Source organism: Amycolatopsis sp. VC5-11, assembly GCF_037034185.1.
GTDB classification, from domain to species: domain Bacteria; phylum Actinomycetota; class Actinomycetes; order Mycobacteriales; family Pseudonocardiaceae; genus Amycolatopsis; species Amycolatopsis nivea.
The window spans coordinates 351,542-370,310 of record NZ_JBAGKF010000007.1; the positions used below are offsets into that span (position 1 = coordinate 351,542).

Below are 18,769 nucleotides of genomic sequence, written 5' to 3' on the forward strand. Positions count from 1 at the left end.
CGGGAAACGACGTTAGGCGGGTTCCGGGAGCCGGACTGTCCATCTTCTCGGACAGTCCGAGCGGCTCTCCCGGGAGAATCCCGCTCCGACCACGGCGAACTGGCCGGGAGGCCCCGCGTCGTTTGAACCAGGGCTCATCAGCGCATATATTGTGCTTCAGCGCGGCAGCGAGGAAGCACCAGAGGTGACCGATGGACGTGGACAGCACCGTCTCGGCCGCCGCTGGGCTGGGCGGGCGGTACCGGGACCTGTGCGCGGACGTCGGGGCCACGCTCGGTCTCGACGTGCCCGTGCCGACGCTTGACGGTCCGTGGGCCGACGAGGCGGCCGGGGCGCTGGGCCGGTTGTGGAACGCGGTGCTGGCCGAAACCCTGCACAGCGCGGACGAAACCAGCGTCACCGCCGCGCGGCGGAGAGAGCTGGCCGAGTTGCTGGCCCGGATCCGCGCGGTCGAGGCCGAACTGGCGGAAGCGCGGCTCGCCGACCAGCACCTCCTGTTGCGCCGCGTGGCCGTCTCGCTGGCGTCGGTCCGGGACGCGAAGTCCGTGGACGAATTCCTCGGCCGGGTTCCCGAAGCGGGCTGCCGGCTCGGATTCGACCGAGTGTTGGTCTCCCGCGTGGTGGACTCGGTGTGGCGGCTGCACACGATGTGCGTCGTGCGCGAGCCGCGGTGGGCGGACGAGATCGTCGCCGTCGGGAAAGCGTCGCCGCCTGCCTTGCGCGGCGGACTGATCGAAGCGGACGTGGTCGACCGGGCCGAAACCCGGCTCATCTTCGACACCCAGCACAGCGAACGCGTGGACCGCGACCTGATCCGGGTCACGAGGTCCACTTCGTACGGAATCGCCCCGCTGACAGTGCAGGGCCAGGTCGTCGGGCTGTTGCACGGCGACCGCTACCACCAGCGCCGCGACGTCGACGAAACCGACCGGGCGCTGCTCACGCTCATGGCCGAGGCGCTCAGCCATTCCCTCGGCCGCCTGACGATGCTGGAAGGGCTGGCGTTCCTGCGCGACACCGCCGACGGCCTGATGACCCGTCCGGCGGCTCTGCCCGCACCGGTCGCGCCGCCGCCGTCGAGCCCGCAGATTCCGCTGACAGCAAGGGAAAACGAGGTGATGGAGCTCCTGGCGGCGGGCCGGTCGAACCGGCATATCGCGCGTGAGCTCCTGATCACCGAGCGCACCGCCAAGTCGCACGTCACGCAGATCCTGCGCAAGCTCGGCGTCGCCAGCCGCACCGAGGCGATCGCGCTCTGGCTGCGCGGCGGGGCACTGTCCTAAGGTCCCAGTCCGGCTCGGACTCTTGGCCGATGTGACCGCGGTCGCACCGGCCGCAGAATCGCCTCACACACCACGACCCGTGGAGGCATGAGGTGACTGAGCAACGAGGCTCGGCAGGCTGGCTGGTCGGCATCGACGTCGGCGGGACCTTCACCGACATCATCGGCCTGGACCGGACCACCGGGGAGATCCGGGACGGCAAGGTGCTGTCCACGAAGGAACAGGAACACGGCGTCCTGGAGGCGCTCGCCGCGATCGGCGTCGAGCCGCCCGAGGTCGCGGAGATCGTGCACGGGCACACCGTCGGCATCAACGCGCTGCTGAGCCGCGCGGGCGCGAAGACCGCGCTGCTGGCCACGCGCGGGCACCGGGACCTGCTCGACATCGGCCGGATGCACCGCGAGTTCGGCGACCGGTTCTACGACCCGACCTGGCTGCGGCCGCACCAGGAACGGCCGATCGTGCACCGGCGCGACCGGATCGGCGTCCCGGAGCGGATCGGCTACGACGGCACGGAACTGCTGGCGCTGGACGAGGACGCCGTCCGCGCGGCGGCCCGCGGTTTCGCCGCGCAGGGTGTCCAGGCGGTCGCCGTGTGCTTCATGAATTCGTACCGGGAACGCGGCCACGAGCGGCGTGCGGCGGAAATCCTCGCGGAGGAGATTCCGCACGCCTACGTGCAGACCTCGGACCTGTATCCGGTCACGAAGGAGCACGAGCGAACCACGACCGTCGCGCTGGACGCGTACGTCGGCCCGGCCGTGGTCGGCTACCTCCAGCGGCTCACCGTCGCGCTGGAGCAGCGGAAGTTCGGCGGCACGCTCTGGATCATGACGACCAACGGCGGCGTCGCGACCGTGCAGGACGCGGGCAAGGCCCCGGTGTTCCAGCTCGTCTCCGGGCCGGTCGGCGGCGTGACCGGGAGCCTGCAGCTGGCCAGGGAGTCGGGCAAGCGGAACCTGCTGACCATGGACGTCGGCGGCACGAGCACCGACGTCGCGGCCATCGTCGACGCGCAGACCCCGCTCACCGACCTGTGGACGCTGGAAACCGGCCTCACGCTGACGTTGCCGCTGGTCGACGTGGAGAGCGTCGGCTCGGGCGCGGGCAGCGTCATCGGGCCGAACGCGCTCGGGCAGGTCGCGGTCGGCCCGAAATCGGCGGGCTCGAATCCCGGTCCGGCGTGCTACGGGCGCGGCGGCACCGAGGCGACGCTCACCGACGCCTGCCTGCTGCTCGGCGTCCTGCAGCCCGATCTGTTCGCGAACGGCCGCATCTCCCTCGACGTCGAGGCCGCGCGCACCGCACTGGCCCGGACCGGCGAGCAGTGGGGGCTTTCCGCGCTCGAGCTGGCCGAGGCCGCCTACCAGATCGCGTGCGAGGACATCGCGGCGAAGATCCGCACCATCTCGGTCTACCGGGGACTGGACGTCCGCGAGTTCGCCCTGCTCCCGTTCGGTTCGGCCGGTCCGATGCTCGCCGACCGCGTCGCGCGGATCCTGGGACTCGACACGGTCGTGGTTCCGTCGACACCGGGCCAGTTCTCCGCGCTCGGGCTGCTGCGAAGCGACCTGCGGACCACCCGGGCGCAGTCGCTGATGGTCCCGCTCGCCGCCGGCAACGCCGAGACCGTCGAAGCGGAATTCGCCGCGATGGAACAGAGCCTGACCCGGGAGCTGGCCGCCCAGGGCGTCGAACTGGACGGCCTTGCCTTCGACCGCGCGGTCTTCGCCATGTACCGCGGGCAGACCTGGGACAACCGGCTGCCGCTGGCGCCCGGCCCGATGACCGCGGAACGCGTGCCGGACGTGGTCGCCGATTTCCACGCGTTCTACCAGGAATCCTACGGTTTCTCCGCGGCGGAGATCCCGGTCGTCGTCTCGACGATCGAAGTGACCGCGGTGATCCCGAGGCCGAACAAGGTGCCGTCCACCGCGGCCGAGGGAGGCGAATCCCTGCTCGGCGAACGCGATCTGCGCGTCCCCGGGTCCGGGGAAACCACGAGGGTCCCGGTGCACGTCCGGGAACGGCTCGCCGCGGGCGCGGTCGTCGACGGACCGGCGATCGTCTCGGAGAAGTTCGCCACCACGGTGGTGCTCCCGGGCCGCCGGGCCCGGGTGGACGCCGACCGTCTCCTGATCATCGAAAACATCATCGAGAACCAGGACTGAGGAGCGCCGCCATGACTATTTCCGCGGAACCCGCCGCCGGGACGGCCGAGTTCGAGCTCGACATCCTGCGCTACGGCCTGATCGAGGTCGCCCGCGAGATGAACGAGGCGCTGATGCGCAGCGCGTTCTCCCCGGTGTGCCGCGACATCCTCGACTGCACCACCGCCATCCACGTCCGCAGCGGCGACGGCTGGGAAACCGCGGCGCAGTGGGAAGGCTGCATGCAGCACGCGTTCACCTCGCCGCACATCGTGAACTTCGTGATGGACGAGTTCGACCTGGACTCGCTGCAGCCCGGCGACGTCATCTTCGTCAACGACCCGTGGCGCGGCACCATCCACCAGTCCGACGTGAACCTGCTCCGGCCGGTGTTCGTGGACGGCCGGGTCGAGTTCATGCTGCACTCGACCTCGCACCTGGTCGACCTCGGCGGCCCGATCCCCGGCGGGTTCTCCAACGGCACGCAGACGTCGTTCGAGGAGCAGATCAAACTGCCGCCGTCGCTGCTGTACGCCAACGACGTGCCGGTGCGGCCGCTGTTCAACTTCATCCTGGAGAACAACCGGGTGCCGCACCTCGTCCTCGGCGACCTGCGCGCGTTGCACGGCTGCCTGGTCGTGGGGGAGCGGCAGTTGCAGGCGCTCGTCGCCCGCGGCGGGCTGGACAAGGTGAAGGCGGCCGGGCGGTACGCGATCGAGGCCACCGAAGCGAGCATGCGCCGCGGCATCGCGGGCATCCCGGACGGCGACTACACCGTGGAGGACTTCCTCGACGAGGACGGCGTCACCGACGAACCGATCCCGGTGCGCGTGACGGTCAAGGTGCGCGGCGACAGCATGGAGATCGACTTCTCCGGTTCCGGCAGGCAGCCGCTGGGCAACTGCGGCACGGCGTGGTGCGAGGCGGTCCGGTGCATCGAAGCGGTCAAGCTGATGGTCGATCCGGGCACGCCGGTCAACAGCGGCACTCTCCGTCCTATTGAGACACTCCTGCCGCAGGGCAGCGTGGTGTGCGTGCTGCCGCCGTCGAGCTGCTCCAACCACGCCGACATCGGTGCGCGCGGCATCAACGCCGTCGCGAGCGCGCTGAGCCAGGCCGTCGGAGATCGCGCGATCGCGTGCGACACCGGGACCGCCCTGGTGATCAGTCTCGGCGGCATCGACACCCGGCCCGGGCACGAGGGCATGCCGTGGGGCGCGTTCGCGCTCACCGGCGGAGGCTGGGGCGGAACGTGGAAGGAAGACGGGATTTCCTTCTGCGTCACGCCGATCGGCAACTGCCGGACCTCGGTGCAGGAACACGTCGAGATCGAAAGCCCGTTGATCGTGGCGCAGCACGAGATGGTGCTCGACACCGCGGGCGCGGGCGAATACCGTGGCGGGCTCGGCTCGGTGTATACGCTCACCGCACAGTCGGACACGATGGTCACCGTCACCTGCGACCGGGTACGCGTCGGTGCACCGGGTGCCGCCGGGGCAGGCCCGGGCGCGCCCGCTTTCGGTTGGTACATCGAGAACTTCGACCTGGCCACGCACGCGGATCCGCTCGATCTGCGCGGTACTGAACCGCTCTTCGGCATGTTCGACGACGACGGCCGCCCGGACCCGAACAACGGCGGCTTCTGCCGCGGCGCCCGGTACCAGACCGGCAAGTTCTCCGGGCTGGTGCTCAAGGCGGGCGACGCGATCCGCTTCCTGATCGGCGGAGGCGGCGGCTGGGGCGACCCGCTCGCCCGCGACCTCGACCGGCTCGGCCGCGACCTCGCCGACGGTCTGTACAGCGAGGAATTCGCCGCCAAGGCGTTCGGCGCCGTTTTGCGCGACGGCCGGATCGACGAGGCCGCGACCGCCGAGCGGCGCGCCGAACTCGCCGCCCGGCGCGCCGCGGGCACCTGGTCGGTGCCGGTCGCCACGCCCGTCAACTGGATCCTGGGATAGGAGCACCCATGTCTGTCGACCGACTTCTCTTCCCCCGTCCGGAAACCCCGCGCGTGTCCGTCGAGCGCACGCCGGTGGATGCCGTCTGCCCGTCGTGCGGAAGCACCGACGTCGCGCGGTACCCGGTGGCCAACTACCTCGGCCCGCGCATGGTCGTGAAGTGTCAGGACTGTTTCACGCATCTGTCGGTGACCCGTCCGGAGCCCGAGGACAACTGGCCCGCGTGGCGTTCGCCGACGCGCGACTGGGCGCCCTCGCGGCTGGGGTGACGCGGATGTCCCCGACCCCATTGGCCCGGCTGTACACGCGGGCGTACGCCGAGTTCGCCGACCGGCCCGCGATCCGGGACTCCCGGCGCGAGCTGACCTACGGCGAACTCGGCCGCCGCGCCCGGCGCGTCGCCCAGGCGTTCCGGGCGCTGGGCGCGGAACGCGGCACCCGCGCGGTGCTGCTCGGCGCGAACAGTTGCGAATGGGCCGAGGCGTACCACGGGCTCGTGCTCGGCGGCGGGGTTCGCGTCGGGCTGCTGCCCCGGCTGCACCCCGCCGAACTGGCCCAGATCGCCGCGGACGCGGATCCGGCCTTCGTGCTCGTCGACGGCGCGTGGCTCGCCGAGCACGGCACGGCGTGGATCCCGCCGCGGGTCAAGGAAATCATCGTGCTCGGCGAGAGCGCCCAGGGCGGCATCCCGTTCGAGGAGTTCGTCGCGTCGGGCTCGGAAGATGAACTGCCGCTGCCGGACGCCGAGGACGACGCGTGGCTGCTCTACACCTCCGGCTCGACCGGGCTGCCCAAGGGCGTGCGAGTGCCGCACCGGACGGTCGGTGCGCTCGTGCGCAACGCCCGCGAAGTACTGCCTCGGCTCGGCCCGGGCGACGCCGCCCTGCACACTGCGCCGATCAGCCACTTCAGCGGCGGCATCGCGGACGTGCTCACGGCGAGCGGCGGCCTGAACATCTACGCGCCGAAGTTCGACGCGGCGGAGGTCGCGGACGCCGCCGCGGGCGGTGAGGTGACGGTGCTTCCGCTGGTCCCGACGATGATCACGATGCTGCTGGAGGAGCTAGCCCGGCGCGGAGCTCCCGCAGGCCGGGTCGGCACCGTGCGCGTCCTCCCGTACGCGGGTTCGGCCATCCAGCCGGACCGGGCGGCCAAGGCCCGCGCGTACTTCGGCGAGGCGATGCAGCAGCTGTACGGCGCGAGCGAAGCCCAGCTGCCGATCGCGACGCTCCGCCCGGAGGACCACGTCGAAACCCTCAACGAGCGCGGATTGCCCCGGCTGGCGTCGGCGGGCAAGGTGACCGCACACGTCGAGGTCGAGATCGTGGACGCGGACCGCCGTCCGGTGCCACCAGGGGAGACAGGCGAGATCCGGACTCGCGGCGCGCACGTGAGCGCAGGGTACTGGCGGAAGCCGGAAGCGACGGCTGAAACCTTTTCGGACGGCTGGGTGCACACCGGCGACGTCGGCTGCCTCGACGAGCACGGGTACTTGTTCATCCTCGACCGGCGCAAGGACATGATCATCACCGGCGGGTTCAACGTCTATCCCCGGGAGATCGAGAACGTCGTCTCCGAACTGCCCGGGATCCGGGAGGTCGCCGTCGTCGGCGCTCCGGACGAGCGGTGGGGCGAGGCGATCACCGCGTTCGTCTCGGCCGAACCCGGGAACGCCGTGTCCGCCGACGGGGTGCTCGCGCACTGCCGGGCCCGGCTCGGGGGCTACAAGGTGCCGAAGAAGGTCGTCTTCGTCGAGGACCTGCCGAAGACCGGCACCGGCAAGATCCAGAAACAGATCCTGCGCGAGAAATTGTGGACCGGCCTGCAGCGCCGCGTCTGAATTCAGCGTGAACCGAAGGAGAAAACACATGGCGGCGCCGACTTTCGACAGCCGGAGTCTGTTCTTCGCGTGGAGCACCTACACCACGGACTACGACACCTACGCGAAGTGGTACGACGACGAGCACATCCCGCAGGTGATGGACGTGCCCGGAATGGTGGGCGCGCAACGGTTCCTGCTCTCGGAGACCAAGCCGCTGCCGGGGGTGCGCGCGCTCGATTTCGGGCACCTCGCGATCTACGAGATGGAAGGCTCGGCGCAGCCGTTCCGCGAGGAGGTCAAGCGGAAGCTGATCTCCGGGGAAATGGTGCTCCCGGACTTCATGAACCGCCCGTTCCAGGCGTTGTTCCTCGACGCGGTGAGCGAACCGTTCCTGTCCGAGCAGTTCGCGAAGGCGGAGAACCTGGACGACCGGCATCTGTTCTTCGCGTGGAGCCGCCACACCGGCGACGACGCGACCTTCGCGAAATGGTACGACGAGGAGCACATCCCGCAGGTCATGTCCGCGCCGGGAATGCTGCGCGCGCAACGGTTCGAGGTCTCGGCTCTCAAGCCGCTGCCCGGCGTCGAAACCCCGGATCTCGGTCATCTGGCGATCTACGAGATCGCCGGGAGCCTGGAGGGATTCCGCGCGGAGGTCAAACGCCAGCTGATGTCCGGGGAGATGGTGCTGCCGGACTTCATGATCCCGCCGTTCGCGGCGATGTTCCTGAAGCCGGTCAGCCCGTTCTTCCCGGCCGCGAACTGAGAGGGAGCTGCTCATGAGCTATCCACCACGGCGCGCCAAGCCCGAGTCGGCGCTGATCACCGGCGCGGCGGGCGGCGTCGGCTCCGCGACCGCGCGGCGGCTCGCCGAGGGCGGCGCCAAGCTCGTCGTCACCGACATCGACGAGGAACGGCTGGCGAAAGTCGCGAACGACACGGGCGCGATCGCGGTCCCGGCTGACGGCACCGACCGCGAAGCGATCCGCGCGGTGGTCGCGCGAACGGTCGAGGAACTCGGCGGCCTGGACACGGTGATCGCGATACAGGGCGCGGCGATCGGCGGGGGAGCGAACCCCAAACACGTGGACTCCTACCACCGCGCGCTCGACGTCAACCTGCACGGATCCTTCTACCTGGCCGGGGAAGTGCTCCCGCATCTGGCGGCCGCCGAAGGCTCCCTGGTCCTGTTCGCCTCGACCGCGGGGCTGATCGCCGGCCCGCCCGGAGCGGCGGGCTACACCGCGGCGAAGGCGGCGATCATCGGCCTCACCCGGTGGCTCGCCCGGGATTACGGGCCGAAAGGCGTGCGCGTCAACGCGGTGTGCCCGGGTTTCGTGCGGACCGCGCTCGCCGCGGGCAGCATGGCGCACCTCGCCGAGCGCGAAGGCATCAGCCTGGACGAGGCTTACGCGCTGAGCGCGGCGCACGTTCCGCTGCGCCGGGTCGCGGAGCCGGAGGAAATCGCCGCCTGCTGTGCGTTCCTGGCTTCGGGCGACGCCTCGATGGTCACCGGGCACGTGCTGGTCGCCGACGGCGGCGGCGCGGCGGTGGACGCCTCGACGGTGGCTTTCGACAGCTGAAGTGTCCAAGTATCCGGACAGTCGCGCGGCCGGCGCGCGCTTAGCGTTCTCCGCATGTCAACGACGACTCATGAAGAACTGGCCAAGGGCTGGATCCGCGCGCTCTCGGACGTCGACGTCTTCTACTCGCTGTGCGCCGACGACTGCAAGGTCTGGCACAGCGCCGACGACAAGTGGATGACGGTCAAGGAAGCAGTCGACGCCGTCAAGGAACGCGGTGGCCTGCCGCCGTTCGAAAACTCCCGTTACACCCTGACCGGCAAGGGTTTCTTCGTGCAGACCTCGGCCACGCTGGCGGCCGCGCGAGTGCACTTGATCCAGGTGGTGACGGTGCGGGACGGCAAGGCGGTCTCGGCCGAGGAGTACATCGGCCCCGAGATGGACATCGCCGTCTAGGCGGGAAACGGAACTTTCGATGAGTGCAATCGCAGGACGCTCGATCATCGTCACCGGCGGCGCCAGCGGGATCGGCGAAACGGCCGCACGGCTCTTCGCCGAGAACGACGCGCTGGTGACGATCGCGGACATCAGCACCGAAGCAGGCGAGGCGCTGGCCGAGGAACTGTCGGGCAAGGGCTACGAGGCCCAGTTCGTCGCCACCGACGTCACCGACGAGGCGCAGGTGGCGGCGATGGTGGCGGCGGCGGAATCCGCGTACGGCAGGCTGGACGGCGCGTTCAACAACGCGGGCGTGCCGAACAACGGCAAGAAGCTGGCCGATCTCACCCGCGCGGAGTTCGACCGGGTCTTCGCGATCAACGTGACCGGCCCGTTCCTCTGCATGAAGCACGAGGTGCCGGCCATGCTGCGGGGAGGCGGCGGGTCGATCGTCAACACCGCGTCGGTCGGCTCGTTCATCTACATTCCGCTCGCCGCCGAGTACACCGCGTCCAAACACGCGCTGATGGGCCTGACCAAAGCGGCGGCGGCCGAGTACGGCGAGCACGGCATCCGGGTCAACGCCATCGGCCCGTCCACCGCGCGCACGCCGATGTACCTGGAGTACCTGAAGCTCAACCCGGAGTACGAGAAGACCGTCGCGGCCACGCACGCGCTGCGGCGCGGCAGCGAACCGGTCGAACAGGCGCAGGCGGCGATGTGGCTGCTGTCGGACGCGGCGTCGTTCGTCACCGGTGTGACGGTCCCGGTCGACGGCGGCTACACCCTGTACTGAGCGGTGCCGTTTCATTGACCAGCAGACGGCCGCATGAAATATTATGTTCTATGAGTGCGGTGCCGACCCGCGGCGCGCTGGCCCGCGCCGCGGGGCCGGTGCTCGACCGCGTGCAGACCGAGCTGCGGGGCAGCCCGGTCGCGGTGCTGCTGGCCGACCATCGGGCCCGGGTGGTGGACATCCGCTACGGCGAGCGTTCCTTCGGCCGGGAGGTCGCCTCGCTCGGCGTGCTGCCGGGGGTGCGGCTGGGGGAGGACGACGTCGGCGTGAACGCGATCGGCACGCCGCTGGAAACGCGCAAGAGCCTCCTGTTGCGCGGCGCCGAGCACGCGATGCCCGCCTTCCACGGGTTCACGTGCTTCGGGCAGCCGATCGTCCATCCCGGAACCCGGCGGGTCGCCGGGGTGCTCGACTTCGCGGTGCCGGTCAGCCGGGACGAACGGCTCGCCCCGGCGCTGGTGCGGCATCTGGTCGCGGAGATCGAAAGCAGGCTGCGGACGGACGCGGCGGAGGCTCAGCAACGGCTGCTCGCCGCGTTCCAATCCGCCGCCCGCAGGCGGGACCGGCGGGTGCTGGTGGTCGGGCACGGCCTCGTGCTGGCGACTCAGCCCGCTCTCGACCTGTTGGCGCCGGCCGATCATGCCGCGGTCCAAGCCTGCATCGAGGACGGCAGCGGCAACGCGCGGATCACGTTGGCGTCCGGCGAGCCGGTGCGGCTTGCTTGGACGCCAGTGGACCGCACTGACGGGACCATGGTCGACCTCGTTGTCGAGACGCGGCCCCGCCGTCCGCGCGCCGCGGCCCCGGTGCGCTGGCCGTTGCTGGTGGTGGGGGAGCCGGGCACCGGCAAGACGACCCTCGCGCGGGAGGCCGCCGGGGAGGGCGCGGCGGTACTGGACGGGGTCGAAACGGTCCGGATCGGTGAGGCGGAATGGGCCGAGCGGGCCAGCCGCCTGCTGGACAGCGACGGACCGGTCGTGATCGTCGAGAACGTCCAGCTGCTCTCGGGGCGGCTGGCCGCATTGGTCGCGGCACGGGCGCGGACGTCGAGGCGGAACCTCGTGCTGACCTCCGCCTTGGGCGAACCGCACCCGTCGATCACGGCGTGCTGCGGCGAGCGACGGGACTTGGCTCCGTTGCGCGCCCGCCGCCACGAGATCCCGCCGCTGGCACAGCGAATGCTCGCCGAGGAGTGCGCCGCCCGGTTCACGCCGGAGTCTTTGCGGTTGCTGGCGGCTCAGCCGTGGCCGGGGAATCTGGCCGAACTGCGCCGGGTGGTCCGCGCGGTGGCGGAGCTGCGTTCGGCGGGGGACGTCGTCCCGGCCGACCTTCCGCCTTCGCATCGAGACGGATCGGCGCTCGCTTCGCCGTTCGACCGGGCCGAGCGCGAGGTGATCGTCGCGGCGATCGCGGAGGCGGGCGGCAACAAGCTCGAAGCTGCCCGTGCGCTGGGGATCAGCCGTTCGACGTTGTACAACCGGATGAAGGCCTTGCGCATCCGCTGACCGCGGACCCGCGCTCCGGGCGCTTGACCCTGCCTGTTATCTAGATATTATATATTTCATGCGCGCTGCCGGGTGCGCGGCCGATTCAGCATCGACGAGGAGCAGGAATGGCGACGATCATCGAGCAGCTCGCGGGATTCGCCGCGGGCGCGGACGCCCGGGAATTCCCCGACGAGGTGATCCGCGAATCCCAGCGCATCCTGCTCGACTCGCTCGGCTGCGCGGTGGCGTCCCTCGGCGACGAAGGCGCGCAGCGCGGCGTCGACTACGCGCGCTACCTCGGCGGCGCCGAAGGACCGGCATCGATCCTCGGCACCGGCACGAAGACTTCGGTCCCCGCCGCGGCCTTCGCGAACGCCGAACTGATCAACGCGCTCGACCAGGACGCGGTTCTGCCGCCCGGACACGTCACGCCGTACGTGCTGCCCGGCGCGCTCGCCACCGCGGAGTCGTTGCGGGTGTCCGGCACGAAGCTGCTCGAAGCGATCGCGGTCGCGCACGAAATGTCGTACCGGATCGGGAAAGCGACCGACTACCTGCGCGACATCAAGGACGGTGTCGTCACCATCCCCGACGTCATCGGCTACAGCAGCACGCTCTTCGGCGCGGCCGCCGCGATCGGAGTCGCGAAAGGACTGGAGCGGGAAACCCTCGCCGACGCGCTCGGCATCATGGGTTCGACGGCGCCGACGAACACGCAGCGCGCGTGGATGATGCACGCGCCGTCGACCACGATCAAATACCAGCTCGCCGGCGGGCTGGCGCTGTCGGCGGTCACGGCCGCGAACCTCGCCGAACGCGGCCACACGGGCGACCGGCAGATGCTCGACGACCGCGAATACGGGTTCCCGCGCTTCATCGGCACCTCCCGCTGGGAACCGGCGCCGATCACCGCCGGGCTGGGCACGGAGTGGACGTTCACGCCGTTCCAGTCCTTCAAGCCGTACCCGCACTGCCGCGTCATGCACGCACTCTTCGACGCGCTGACCGAGATCGTCGAAACCCACGACATCCGGCCGGACGAGATCGACGCGATCACCGCCTGGGGCGAGAGTTTCGTGCTGCAGCCGGTGTGGCAGAACGAAACCATCCGCAACCCGCGCGACGCGCAGTTCAGCATGACCCACGGCCTCGCCCTCGCGGCGCACCGGGTCCCGCCGGGCAAGGACTGGCAGACCCCGGAGACGGTCTTGGACCCCTCAGTGCTCGACCTGACCAAGAAGGCGTCGTTCCAGGCCCACCCGGACTACACCGAGGCGCTGAAGAGCAACCCGGCTGCTCGCCGGTCGAGGGTCGAGGTTCAGGCGCGCGGCACGACATACCGCGGCGAGCGGGCTTACCCGAAGGGCAGCCCGTCACCCGATCCGGCCAGCTATATGACCGATGACGAACTGGCCGCCAAGTTCCGGCACAACGTGGAAGGCGTGGTAGTGGACCCGGACGCGATCGTCCAAGCCGTTTTCGACCTGCGGAACGTGCAGGACGTCTCGGAGCTGCTGAACCAGCTGAAGCCGGAGGTGCGGGCATGATCGAGGTGATCAACCCGGCCACCGAAGAGGTGATCGGGTCCATTGTGGACAGCGACCCGGCAGCCGTCGACGCGGCAGTGTCCGCTGCGGCCGAGGCGCTCGGCCCGTGGTCGGCGTTGTCGCCCGCCACCCGCGCCGGTTACCTGCGCGCGCTGGCGGACGAGTTCGAAAAGCGGTCCGACGAGATCTCGGAACTGGTCACCCGGCAGAACGGCACGCCGATCAGCATCACCCGCGCGATGCAGAGCCAGGTGCCGGTCTGCTACCGGTACTTCGCTTCGCTGGCGGAGAAACTCTCGGTCGAGGAACACGTCGAAACCGCGAGCGGCGACGCGATCGTGCTGCGCGAACCGGTCGGCGTGGTCGCGGCCGTCACTCCGTGGAACGGCCCGCAGCCGCTCATCGCGTGGAAGCTCGGCCCCGCGCTGGCGGCGGGTTGCACCGCGGTGATCAAACCGGCTCCCGAGACGTCGCTGGACGCGTTCGTCTTCGCGGAAATCGTTGCCGCGGCGGGCATTCCCGAGGGCGTGGTGAACATCGTGACCGGCGGACGCGAGACCGGCGCAGCGCTGGTCTCGCATCCCGGCGTGCACAAGGTGGCGTTCACTGGCTCGACCGTGGCGGGCAAAGCGATCGCCGCCGAGTGCGCGAAGCAGCTGAAGCACGTCACCCTGGAGCTGGGCGGCAAGTCGGCGGGCATCCTGCTCGACGACGTCGACCTCGAGGCATTCCGGCCGCTGGTGCTTTCCGCCTGCGCGCCGAACACCGGGCAGACGTGCCGGGCGCTGACCCGGGTGCTGGCTCCGGCCTCGCGCTACGACGAGGTCGTGGAAATGCTCGCGGCGACGATGACCGGGATCCCGCAGGGGGATCCGCTCGACCCGGCAGTGTTCTTCGGCCCGCTGGTGAACGCGGCGCAGCGGGAGCGAGTGGAGTCCTACCTCGAACTCGGCCGCGCTGAGGGCGCGGAACTGGTGATCGGCGGCGGCCGCCCGTTCGACCGCGGGTACTACGTCGCGCCGACGATCTTCCGCGGGGTCACCAACGACATGCGCATCGCCCGCGAGGAAATCTTCGGCCCGGTGCTGACCGTGATGCCGTACCGGACCGTGGACGAAGCGGTCGCCATCGCGAACGACTCGGAGTACGGACTGGGCGGCGGAGTGTTCTCGCCGGACCGGGACCGCGCGACGGAAGTGGCCCGCCGGATCGTGACCGGCAGCGTCGGCGTGAACACCTCGACCCTGCCGATCGAGACGCCGTTCGGCGGCGTCAAGAACAGCGGGATCGGCCGGGAGCTGGGGCCGCAGAGCGTGGACGCGTACCTGGAGTACAAGACGATTTTCCGGGCGTAGCAGGCGCTTCCTGCGTCGTCCGGCACGGAGGAGAGTGACGGTGCGCGAGGCCTTTCCGCGGCGCGGGGACGACGCTGACCCGGCCGAGACCCGCGCCGCGCGCAAGCGGGCGATCCGGATGCGGCTCATCGAGCACACCGCGGCCCGGTTGTTCGCCGAGCGCGGGTACGAGGCGGCGAACTTCGAGGACATCGGCGCGGCCGTCGACATGCGCGGGACCAGCCTCTATTACTACTTCTCCTCGAAGGAAGAGCTGTTCCTGCGCTGCATGGAGCACGCGGCCGCCGAGGTGTTTCCCCGGCTGCGGGACATCGCCCGGTCCGAAGGCCCGCCGTTGGCGCGGCTGAGGGCGATGTTCCGGGAGGAAGTCGTGATCACGCTTCGCGAGTACCCCGAGTTCATCCCGCTCTTCCTCAAGGTGCGAGTGCCGATCGAGGCGCTCGAACGGCGCCGCCGGGAACTGCGGCGCGAGCAGACCGCCATCTTCCGCGAAGTCGTCGACGAACTGGACGGCCGCGCGGCCTCGGACCGGCCGCGTCCGACGCTGAACCTCGCGCTGGGCGGGATGGCGCTCGTCGGCGAGTGGTACGACCCGGAAGGGGAGCTGAGCGTCGAAGGGTTCGCCGACGAGGTGTCCCTGACTCTGGTCAGGATGTTCGCGCCGCGCACGGAATTCGAGGCACGGGTTGAAAACTGAGCGGAGAATAGAATATATTATCCGCAGTTGAGGGCGGACGGCCGATGTCGCGCGGGTCCCGGATCCGCGGTACGCGACCGGCGCGGCCCCTGCCGGAACTCCGCTCGGCTGAATCCGTTTCCCCGCACACCCTGGGAGCCATGCGATGCCCGTATCTTCGACCGTGCGCCGCGTCTGGGCGCTCGACGCGCCGGAACTGACCGTGGACTGCGGCATCCTGATGCTCGGCACCGGCGGCCAGGAGGACACGATCCCGTCGCCGTCCTTTCTCGTCGAGCACGCCGAGGGCCTGCTGTTGTTCGACACCGGACTGGCGACCTCCGGCGCGGGCGACCCGGCGGCCGCGTACGGGCCGCTCGCCGACGCTTTCAAGATCTCGATCCCGGAGCACTGCCGCCTGGACCGCCAGCTCGGGTCGATCGGGTACAAGACGGCCGACGTGCGCCGGATCGTCTTGTCCCACATGCATTTCGACCACACCGGCGGGCTCGACCTGTTCCCGGGCGCGGAGGGGTTCATCGGCGCCGGCGAGCTGCGGTACGCGCGCACGCCGTCCGATCTCGACGCGGGGTTCTTCCGCGAGGAGGACATCGCGGCGGCGGGGAAGATCGCCTGGAACGAGGTGCCGGCCGGGTACGACCACGACGTGTTCGGCGACGGCAGCGTGGTCTTGCTGTCCCTGCACGGGCACACCCCCGGCACCCTGGGCTTGAAAATACGGCTGCCGGACGAGAGCACGTTGGTGCTGACCAGCGACGCGGCGCACAAGCGGGCGAACGTGGCGGCGACGGTCGGGATGCCGTTCGACGTCGACCGGCTGAACAAGAACGCTTCTCTGCAGAAGGTGAAGCTGCTGGGCGCCCAGCCGGGCACGACGGTCTGGATCAGCCACGATCCGCAGGACTGGGCGGAGTTCCGCCCGGCCGAGGGAGAAATCACGAGCGCGGCGGACCTGAACCGCGCGTGAGAGTGCCTTTGCCGATGCGGACGGAGCGGTGGACATGAACATCTCGTGGATTACGGACGCGGTCGCCGGGCAGGTCCCGAGCGTCCCGCCGGACAGTCCGGCGCTGGCGATCGGCACCGCGGACCCGCTGTCCTACGCGGAACTGCGGGAACGCGAGCTGGTGCTCGCGACAGCTCTCCGGCGCGACGGCGTGCGCCCCGGCGACCGGGTCGCGCTGCTGCTGCGCAACTGTACCGATTACGTGGCGCTCTATCTCGCGCTCGGCCGGATCGGGGCCATTTCGGTGCGGCTGAACTGGCGGCTCACCGCGGCCGAATTGAGCTACCAGTTGCGGGATTCCGCCGCGAGCACAGTGATTTTCGACGCGGAGTTCGGCGACCGGCTCGCCGGGATCCGCGACGAGGTGCCTGCCCGGACGTACGTAGCGCGGGCCGGCTCGGACGCTGCCGCACCGGGTTGGGCCGTGCCGCTGGAGGAATTCGCCCTCGGCGGGGCGGACGGCGAGTTCCCCGAGGTCGGCGCGGACGAGCCGCTCACCCTGATGTACACCTCCGGCACCACCGGCCGCCCGAAGGGCGCGCTGCTTTCGCACCGCAACGCGGTGTGGATCGGCACGATCCAGGCCCTGAGCTGGAAGTTCGACCGCACCACGGTCGCGCTCACCCAGGGCCCGCTGTTCCACGCGGGCGGTTTCGAGGTGCTGCTCCTGCCCGCGTTGCTGAGACACGGGACCGCCGTCACCTTCCCGTCCGGCGGATTCACCTTGGAAGCGATGCTCGCGGCTGCCCGCCGCCATTCGGCGACGGCCATGCTGGTCTACTCGTTCATGCTCGCCGAATTCGGCGGGATCGACGGGCTGGAGGCGCTGGTTCCGCCGTCCCTGCGCCGGATCGTCACCGGCGGCGACACGATCATGCCGTGGGTGTACGACGTGGTCGAGAAGCGGCTGCCGGGCGTGAACCTGACCCAGTCCTACAGCCTCACCGAAGGCGGGGCGGTCGCGCTGCACCTGGACCACACGGTCGCCAGGGGCAGGGAAACGAGCGTCGGCGTGCCGCAGCCGATGACCCAGGTGCGCATCGTCGACCCGCTCGGGACGGAGGTGCCGACCGGCGAGGTCGGCGAAATCCACCTCCGCAGCCCTGGGGTCGGCATCGGCTACTGGAACCGCCCGGAGGAGACCGCGGAGACGTTCGCGGGCGGCTGGTGCCGCACCGGCGACCTCGGCCGGGTCGACGCCGACGGGTTCGTGACGCTCGCCGGGCGGGCCAAGGACATGATCCGCACCGGCGGCGAGAACGTCTATCCGGCCGAGGTGGAGAAGGTCCTCACCGGTCATCCCGGAGTGCACGACGCCGCGCTGATCGGCGTGCCCGACGCGAAACTGGCGGAGGTCGGCTGCGCGGTCGTGGTAGCGGAACCCGGTGCGTCGCCGTGCGAAGAGGACCTGCGGCGCTACCTCGCCGAACGGCTCGCGAAGTACAAGATCCCCCGGTACTTCGCCTTCGTTCGCGAACTCCCGCGCACCGCCTCCGGAAAAGTTGTGAAGTACCTGATGAAGGAAACCTACGCGAACCTCGGCGAGCGCCCCGGCGCTCCCGCGGGAGGAGAAGACCCGGCATGACCCAGACCGGCCGAGCGGCCCTGTTCTTCGGGCCCGGCGCGAAACTCGAACTGGCCGAACTCCCCGTTCCCGAACCGGAGCCCGGTGCGCTGGTGATGCGCGTGACCCGAGCGAACATCTGCGGTTCGGACGTGCACATCTGGCGCGGCGACGGAGCGCTCGCCGACCGGGGCCGCCGCGAGGACGGCCGGGTGATCGGCCACGAGATGACCGGCGTCGTGCACAGTCTCGGGCCGGGCGTGGACCGGGACTGGTCCGGTGCGCCCCTGCGGCCGGGCGACCGGATCGTGTGCCAGTACTTCGCGCCCTGCGGGCGGTGCCGGCCGTGCTTGCGGGGCCGTACCGAAGCGTGTCTGCGGCAGCACCGCGCGTTCGTCGGCAAACCGTCGGAGTTCCCGCACTTCCGCGGCGCGTTCGCGGACTATTTCTACGTGCGCCCGACGATGGCCGTGTTCAAGGTCCCGGACGAGGTCGGCGACGTCCTGGCCGCTGGAGTGAACTGCGCGCTCGCCCAGATGGTGATGGCGTTCGACCGCGCCCAGGTGTCGATGGGGGACCGCGTTGTCGTCCAGGGCGCGGGCGGACTCGGTCTCTACGGCGCCGCGCTCGCGCGGGAATGCGGCGCGGGCCAGGTCGTCGTGATCGACGGAGCGGACGAGCGGCTGGCTCTGGCGCGGCAGATGGGCGCCGACGAGACAGTCGACTTCCGCGAGTTCGGGTCGCCGGAGGACCGTGCCGCCCGGGTGCGGGAACTCACCGACGGCGGCGGCGACGTCGTGTTCGAACTCGCCGGGCACCCGTCGGCGATCCCGGAGGGGATCCGGATGACCGCACGCGGCGGGAAGTACCTGGAGCTGGGCACCTTCTACGAGGGCACGCCGGTCGAGGTGGACCCCGGTTACCTGGTCATGAACAACATCACGCTGCAGGCGGTGTCCTTCTACGACGCGCGCAGCCTCGCCGGGGCCCTGGCTTTCCTCGCGCGCCGCGCGGGGGACCTGCCCCTGGCGCGGGCCGCCGCGGATTACCCGCTGGAAGCGATCAACGAAGCGCTGGCGGACCAGGCCGCGGGCAAAGCTGCCCGGGCGTCGCTGGTCATGTCCTGAGCCGGCGACCGGACGA

The 18,769-nt window shown here is 70.4% G+C and carries 16 protein-coding genes; all 16 read left to right on the forward strand.

The genetic code is table 11. The annotated features are described in order from the left end of the window. Positions 1 to 191 precede the first annotated feature (191 nt). The 16 genes from WA670_RS23300 to WA670_RS23375 all read left to right on the forward strand — a co-directional run bounded on the left by WA670_RS23300 (position 192) and on the right by WA670_RS23375 (position 18,753). Complete coding sequence (locus WA670_RS23300) at positions 192 to 1,283, forward strand: helix-turn-helix transcriptional regulator (RefSeq protein ID WP_336158823.1); 1,092 nt, start codon at positions 192 to 194, stop codon at positions 1,281 to 1,283. Positions 1,284 to 1,375: 92 nt separating this feature from the next. Continuing rightward, entirely contained in the window at positions 1,376 to 3,454 is a 2,079-nt protein-coding gene (locus WA670_RS23305) for a hydantoinase/oxoprolinase family protein (RefSeq protein ID WP_238606564.1), read from the forward strand. 11 nt (positions 3,455 to 3,465) lie between these two features. Next, positions 3,466 to 5,391 carry a hydantoinase B/oxoprolinase family protein gene (locus WA670_RS23310; protein ID WP_134662921.1) on the forward strand — a complete coding sequence of 642 codons (1,926 nt, stop codon included), beginning with the start codon at positions 3,466 to 3,468 and terminating at the stop codon, positions 5,389 to 5,391. 8 nt (positions 5,392 to 5,399) lie between these two features. Continuing rightward, positions 5,400 to 5,660, forward strand: a complete 261-nt coding sequence (locus tag WA670_RS23315; RefSeq protein WP_134662920.1) for a hypothetical protein — start codon at positions 5,400 to 5,402, stop codon at positions 5,658 to 5,660. Between the two features lie 5 nt (positions 5,661 to 5,665). After that, on the forward strand, positions 5,666 to 7,231 hold the full coding sequence (locus WA670_RS23320) for a class I adenylate-forming enzyme family protein (RefSeq protein ID WP_134662919.1): 1,566 nt from the start codon (positions 5,666 to 5,668) through the stop codon (positions 7,229 to 7,231). A gap of 28 nt (positions 7,232 to 7,259) precedes the next feature. Beyond that, a complete protein-coding gene (locus WA670_RS23325) occupies positions 7,260 to 7,979 on the forward strand; it encodes a hypothetical protein (protein WP_336158824.1) in 720 nt (239 codons plus the stop codon). Positions 7,980 to 7,992: 13 nt separating this feature from the next. Next, entirely contained in the window at positions 7,993 to 8,796 is an 804-nt protein-coding gene (locus WA670_RS23330; RefSeq protein ID WP_238606561.1) for an SDR family NAD(P)-dependent oxidoreductase, read from the forward strand. A 54-nt stretch (positions 8,797 to 8,850) separates the two neighbouring features. Next, complete coding sequence (locus WA670_RS23335) at positions 8,851 to 9,192, forward strand: hypothetical protein (RefSeq protein ID WP_238606560.1); 342 nt, start codon at positions 8,851 to 8,853, stop codon at positions 9,190 to 9,192. A 19-nt stretch (positions 9,193 to 9,211) separates the two neighbouring features. Continuing rightward, positions 9,212 to 9,970, forward strand: a complete 759-nt coding sequence (locus WA670_RS23340; RefSeq protein WP_238606559.1) for an SDR family NAD(P)-dependent oxidoreductase — start codon at positions 9,212 to 9,214, stop codon at positions 9,968 to 9,970. A gap of 50 nt (positions 9,971 to 10,020) precedes the next feature. Then, positions 10,021 to 11,475, forward strand: coding sequence for a helix-turn-helix domain-containing protein (locus WA670_RS23345; protein WP_336158825.1), 1,455 nt, complete (start codon positions 10,021 to 10,023; stop codon positions 11,473 to 11,475). Between the two features lie 107 nt (positions 11,476 to 11,582). Further along, positions 11,583 to 13,004 carry an MmgE/PrpD family protein gene (locus WA670_RS23350; RefSeq protein WP_336158826.1) on the forward strand — a complete coding sequence of 474 codons (1,422 nt, stop codon included), beginning with the start codon at positions 11,583 to 11,585 and terminating at the stop codon, positions 13,002 to 13,004. Then, entirely contained in the window at positions 13,001 to 14,359 is a 1,359-nt protein-coding gene (locus tag WA670_RS23355) for an aldehyde dehydrogenase (protein WP_336158827.1), read from the forward strand. The genes WA670_RS23350 and WA670_RS23355 overlap by 4 nt, the downstream gene beginning before the upstream one ends. A gap of 40 nt (positions 14,360 to 14,399) precedes the next feature. Then, positions 14,400 to 15,056: a TetR/AcrR family transcriptional regulator gene (locus WA670_RS23360; protein ID WP_336158828.1), complete on the forward strand. Its 657-nt coding sequence runs from the start codon at positions 14,400 to 14,402 to the stop codon at positions 15,054 to 15,056. A 145-nt stretch (positions 15,057 to 15,201) separates the two neighbouring features. Beyond that, complete coding sequence (locus WA670_RS23365; protein WP_336158829.1) at positions 15,202 to 16,023, forward strand: N-acyl homoserine lactonase family protein; 822 nt, start codon at positions 15,202 to 15,204, stop codon at positions 16,021 to 16,023. A 34-nt stretch (positions 16,024 to 16,057) separates the two neighbouring features. Beyond that, positions 16,058 to 17,647 carry a class I adenylate-forming enzyme family protein gene (locus WA670_RS23370; RefSeq protein ID WP_134662910.1) on the forward strand — a complete coding sequence of 530 codons (1,590 nt, stop codon included), beginning with the start codon at positions 16,058 to 16,060 and terminating at the stop codon, positions 17,645 to 17,647. After that, complete coding sequence (locus WA670_RS23375) at positions 17,644 to 18,753, forward strand: zinc-binding dehydrogenase (RefSeq protein ID WP_336158830.1); 1,110 nt, start codon at positions 17,644 to 17,646, stop codon at positions 18,751 to 18,753. Before WA670_RS23370 ends, WA670_RS23375 begins: the two co-directional genes overlap by 4 nt. Positions 18,754 to 18,769 lie beyond the last annotated feature (16 nt).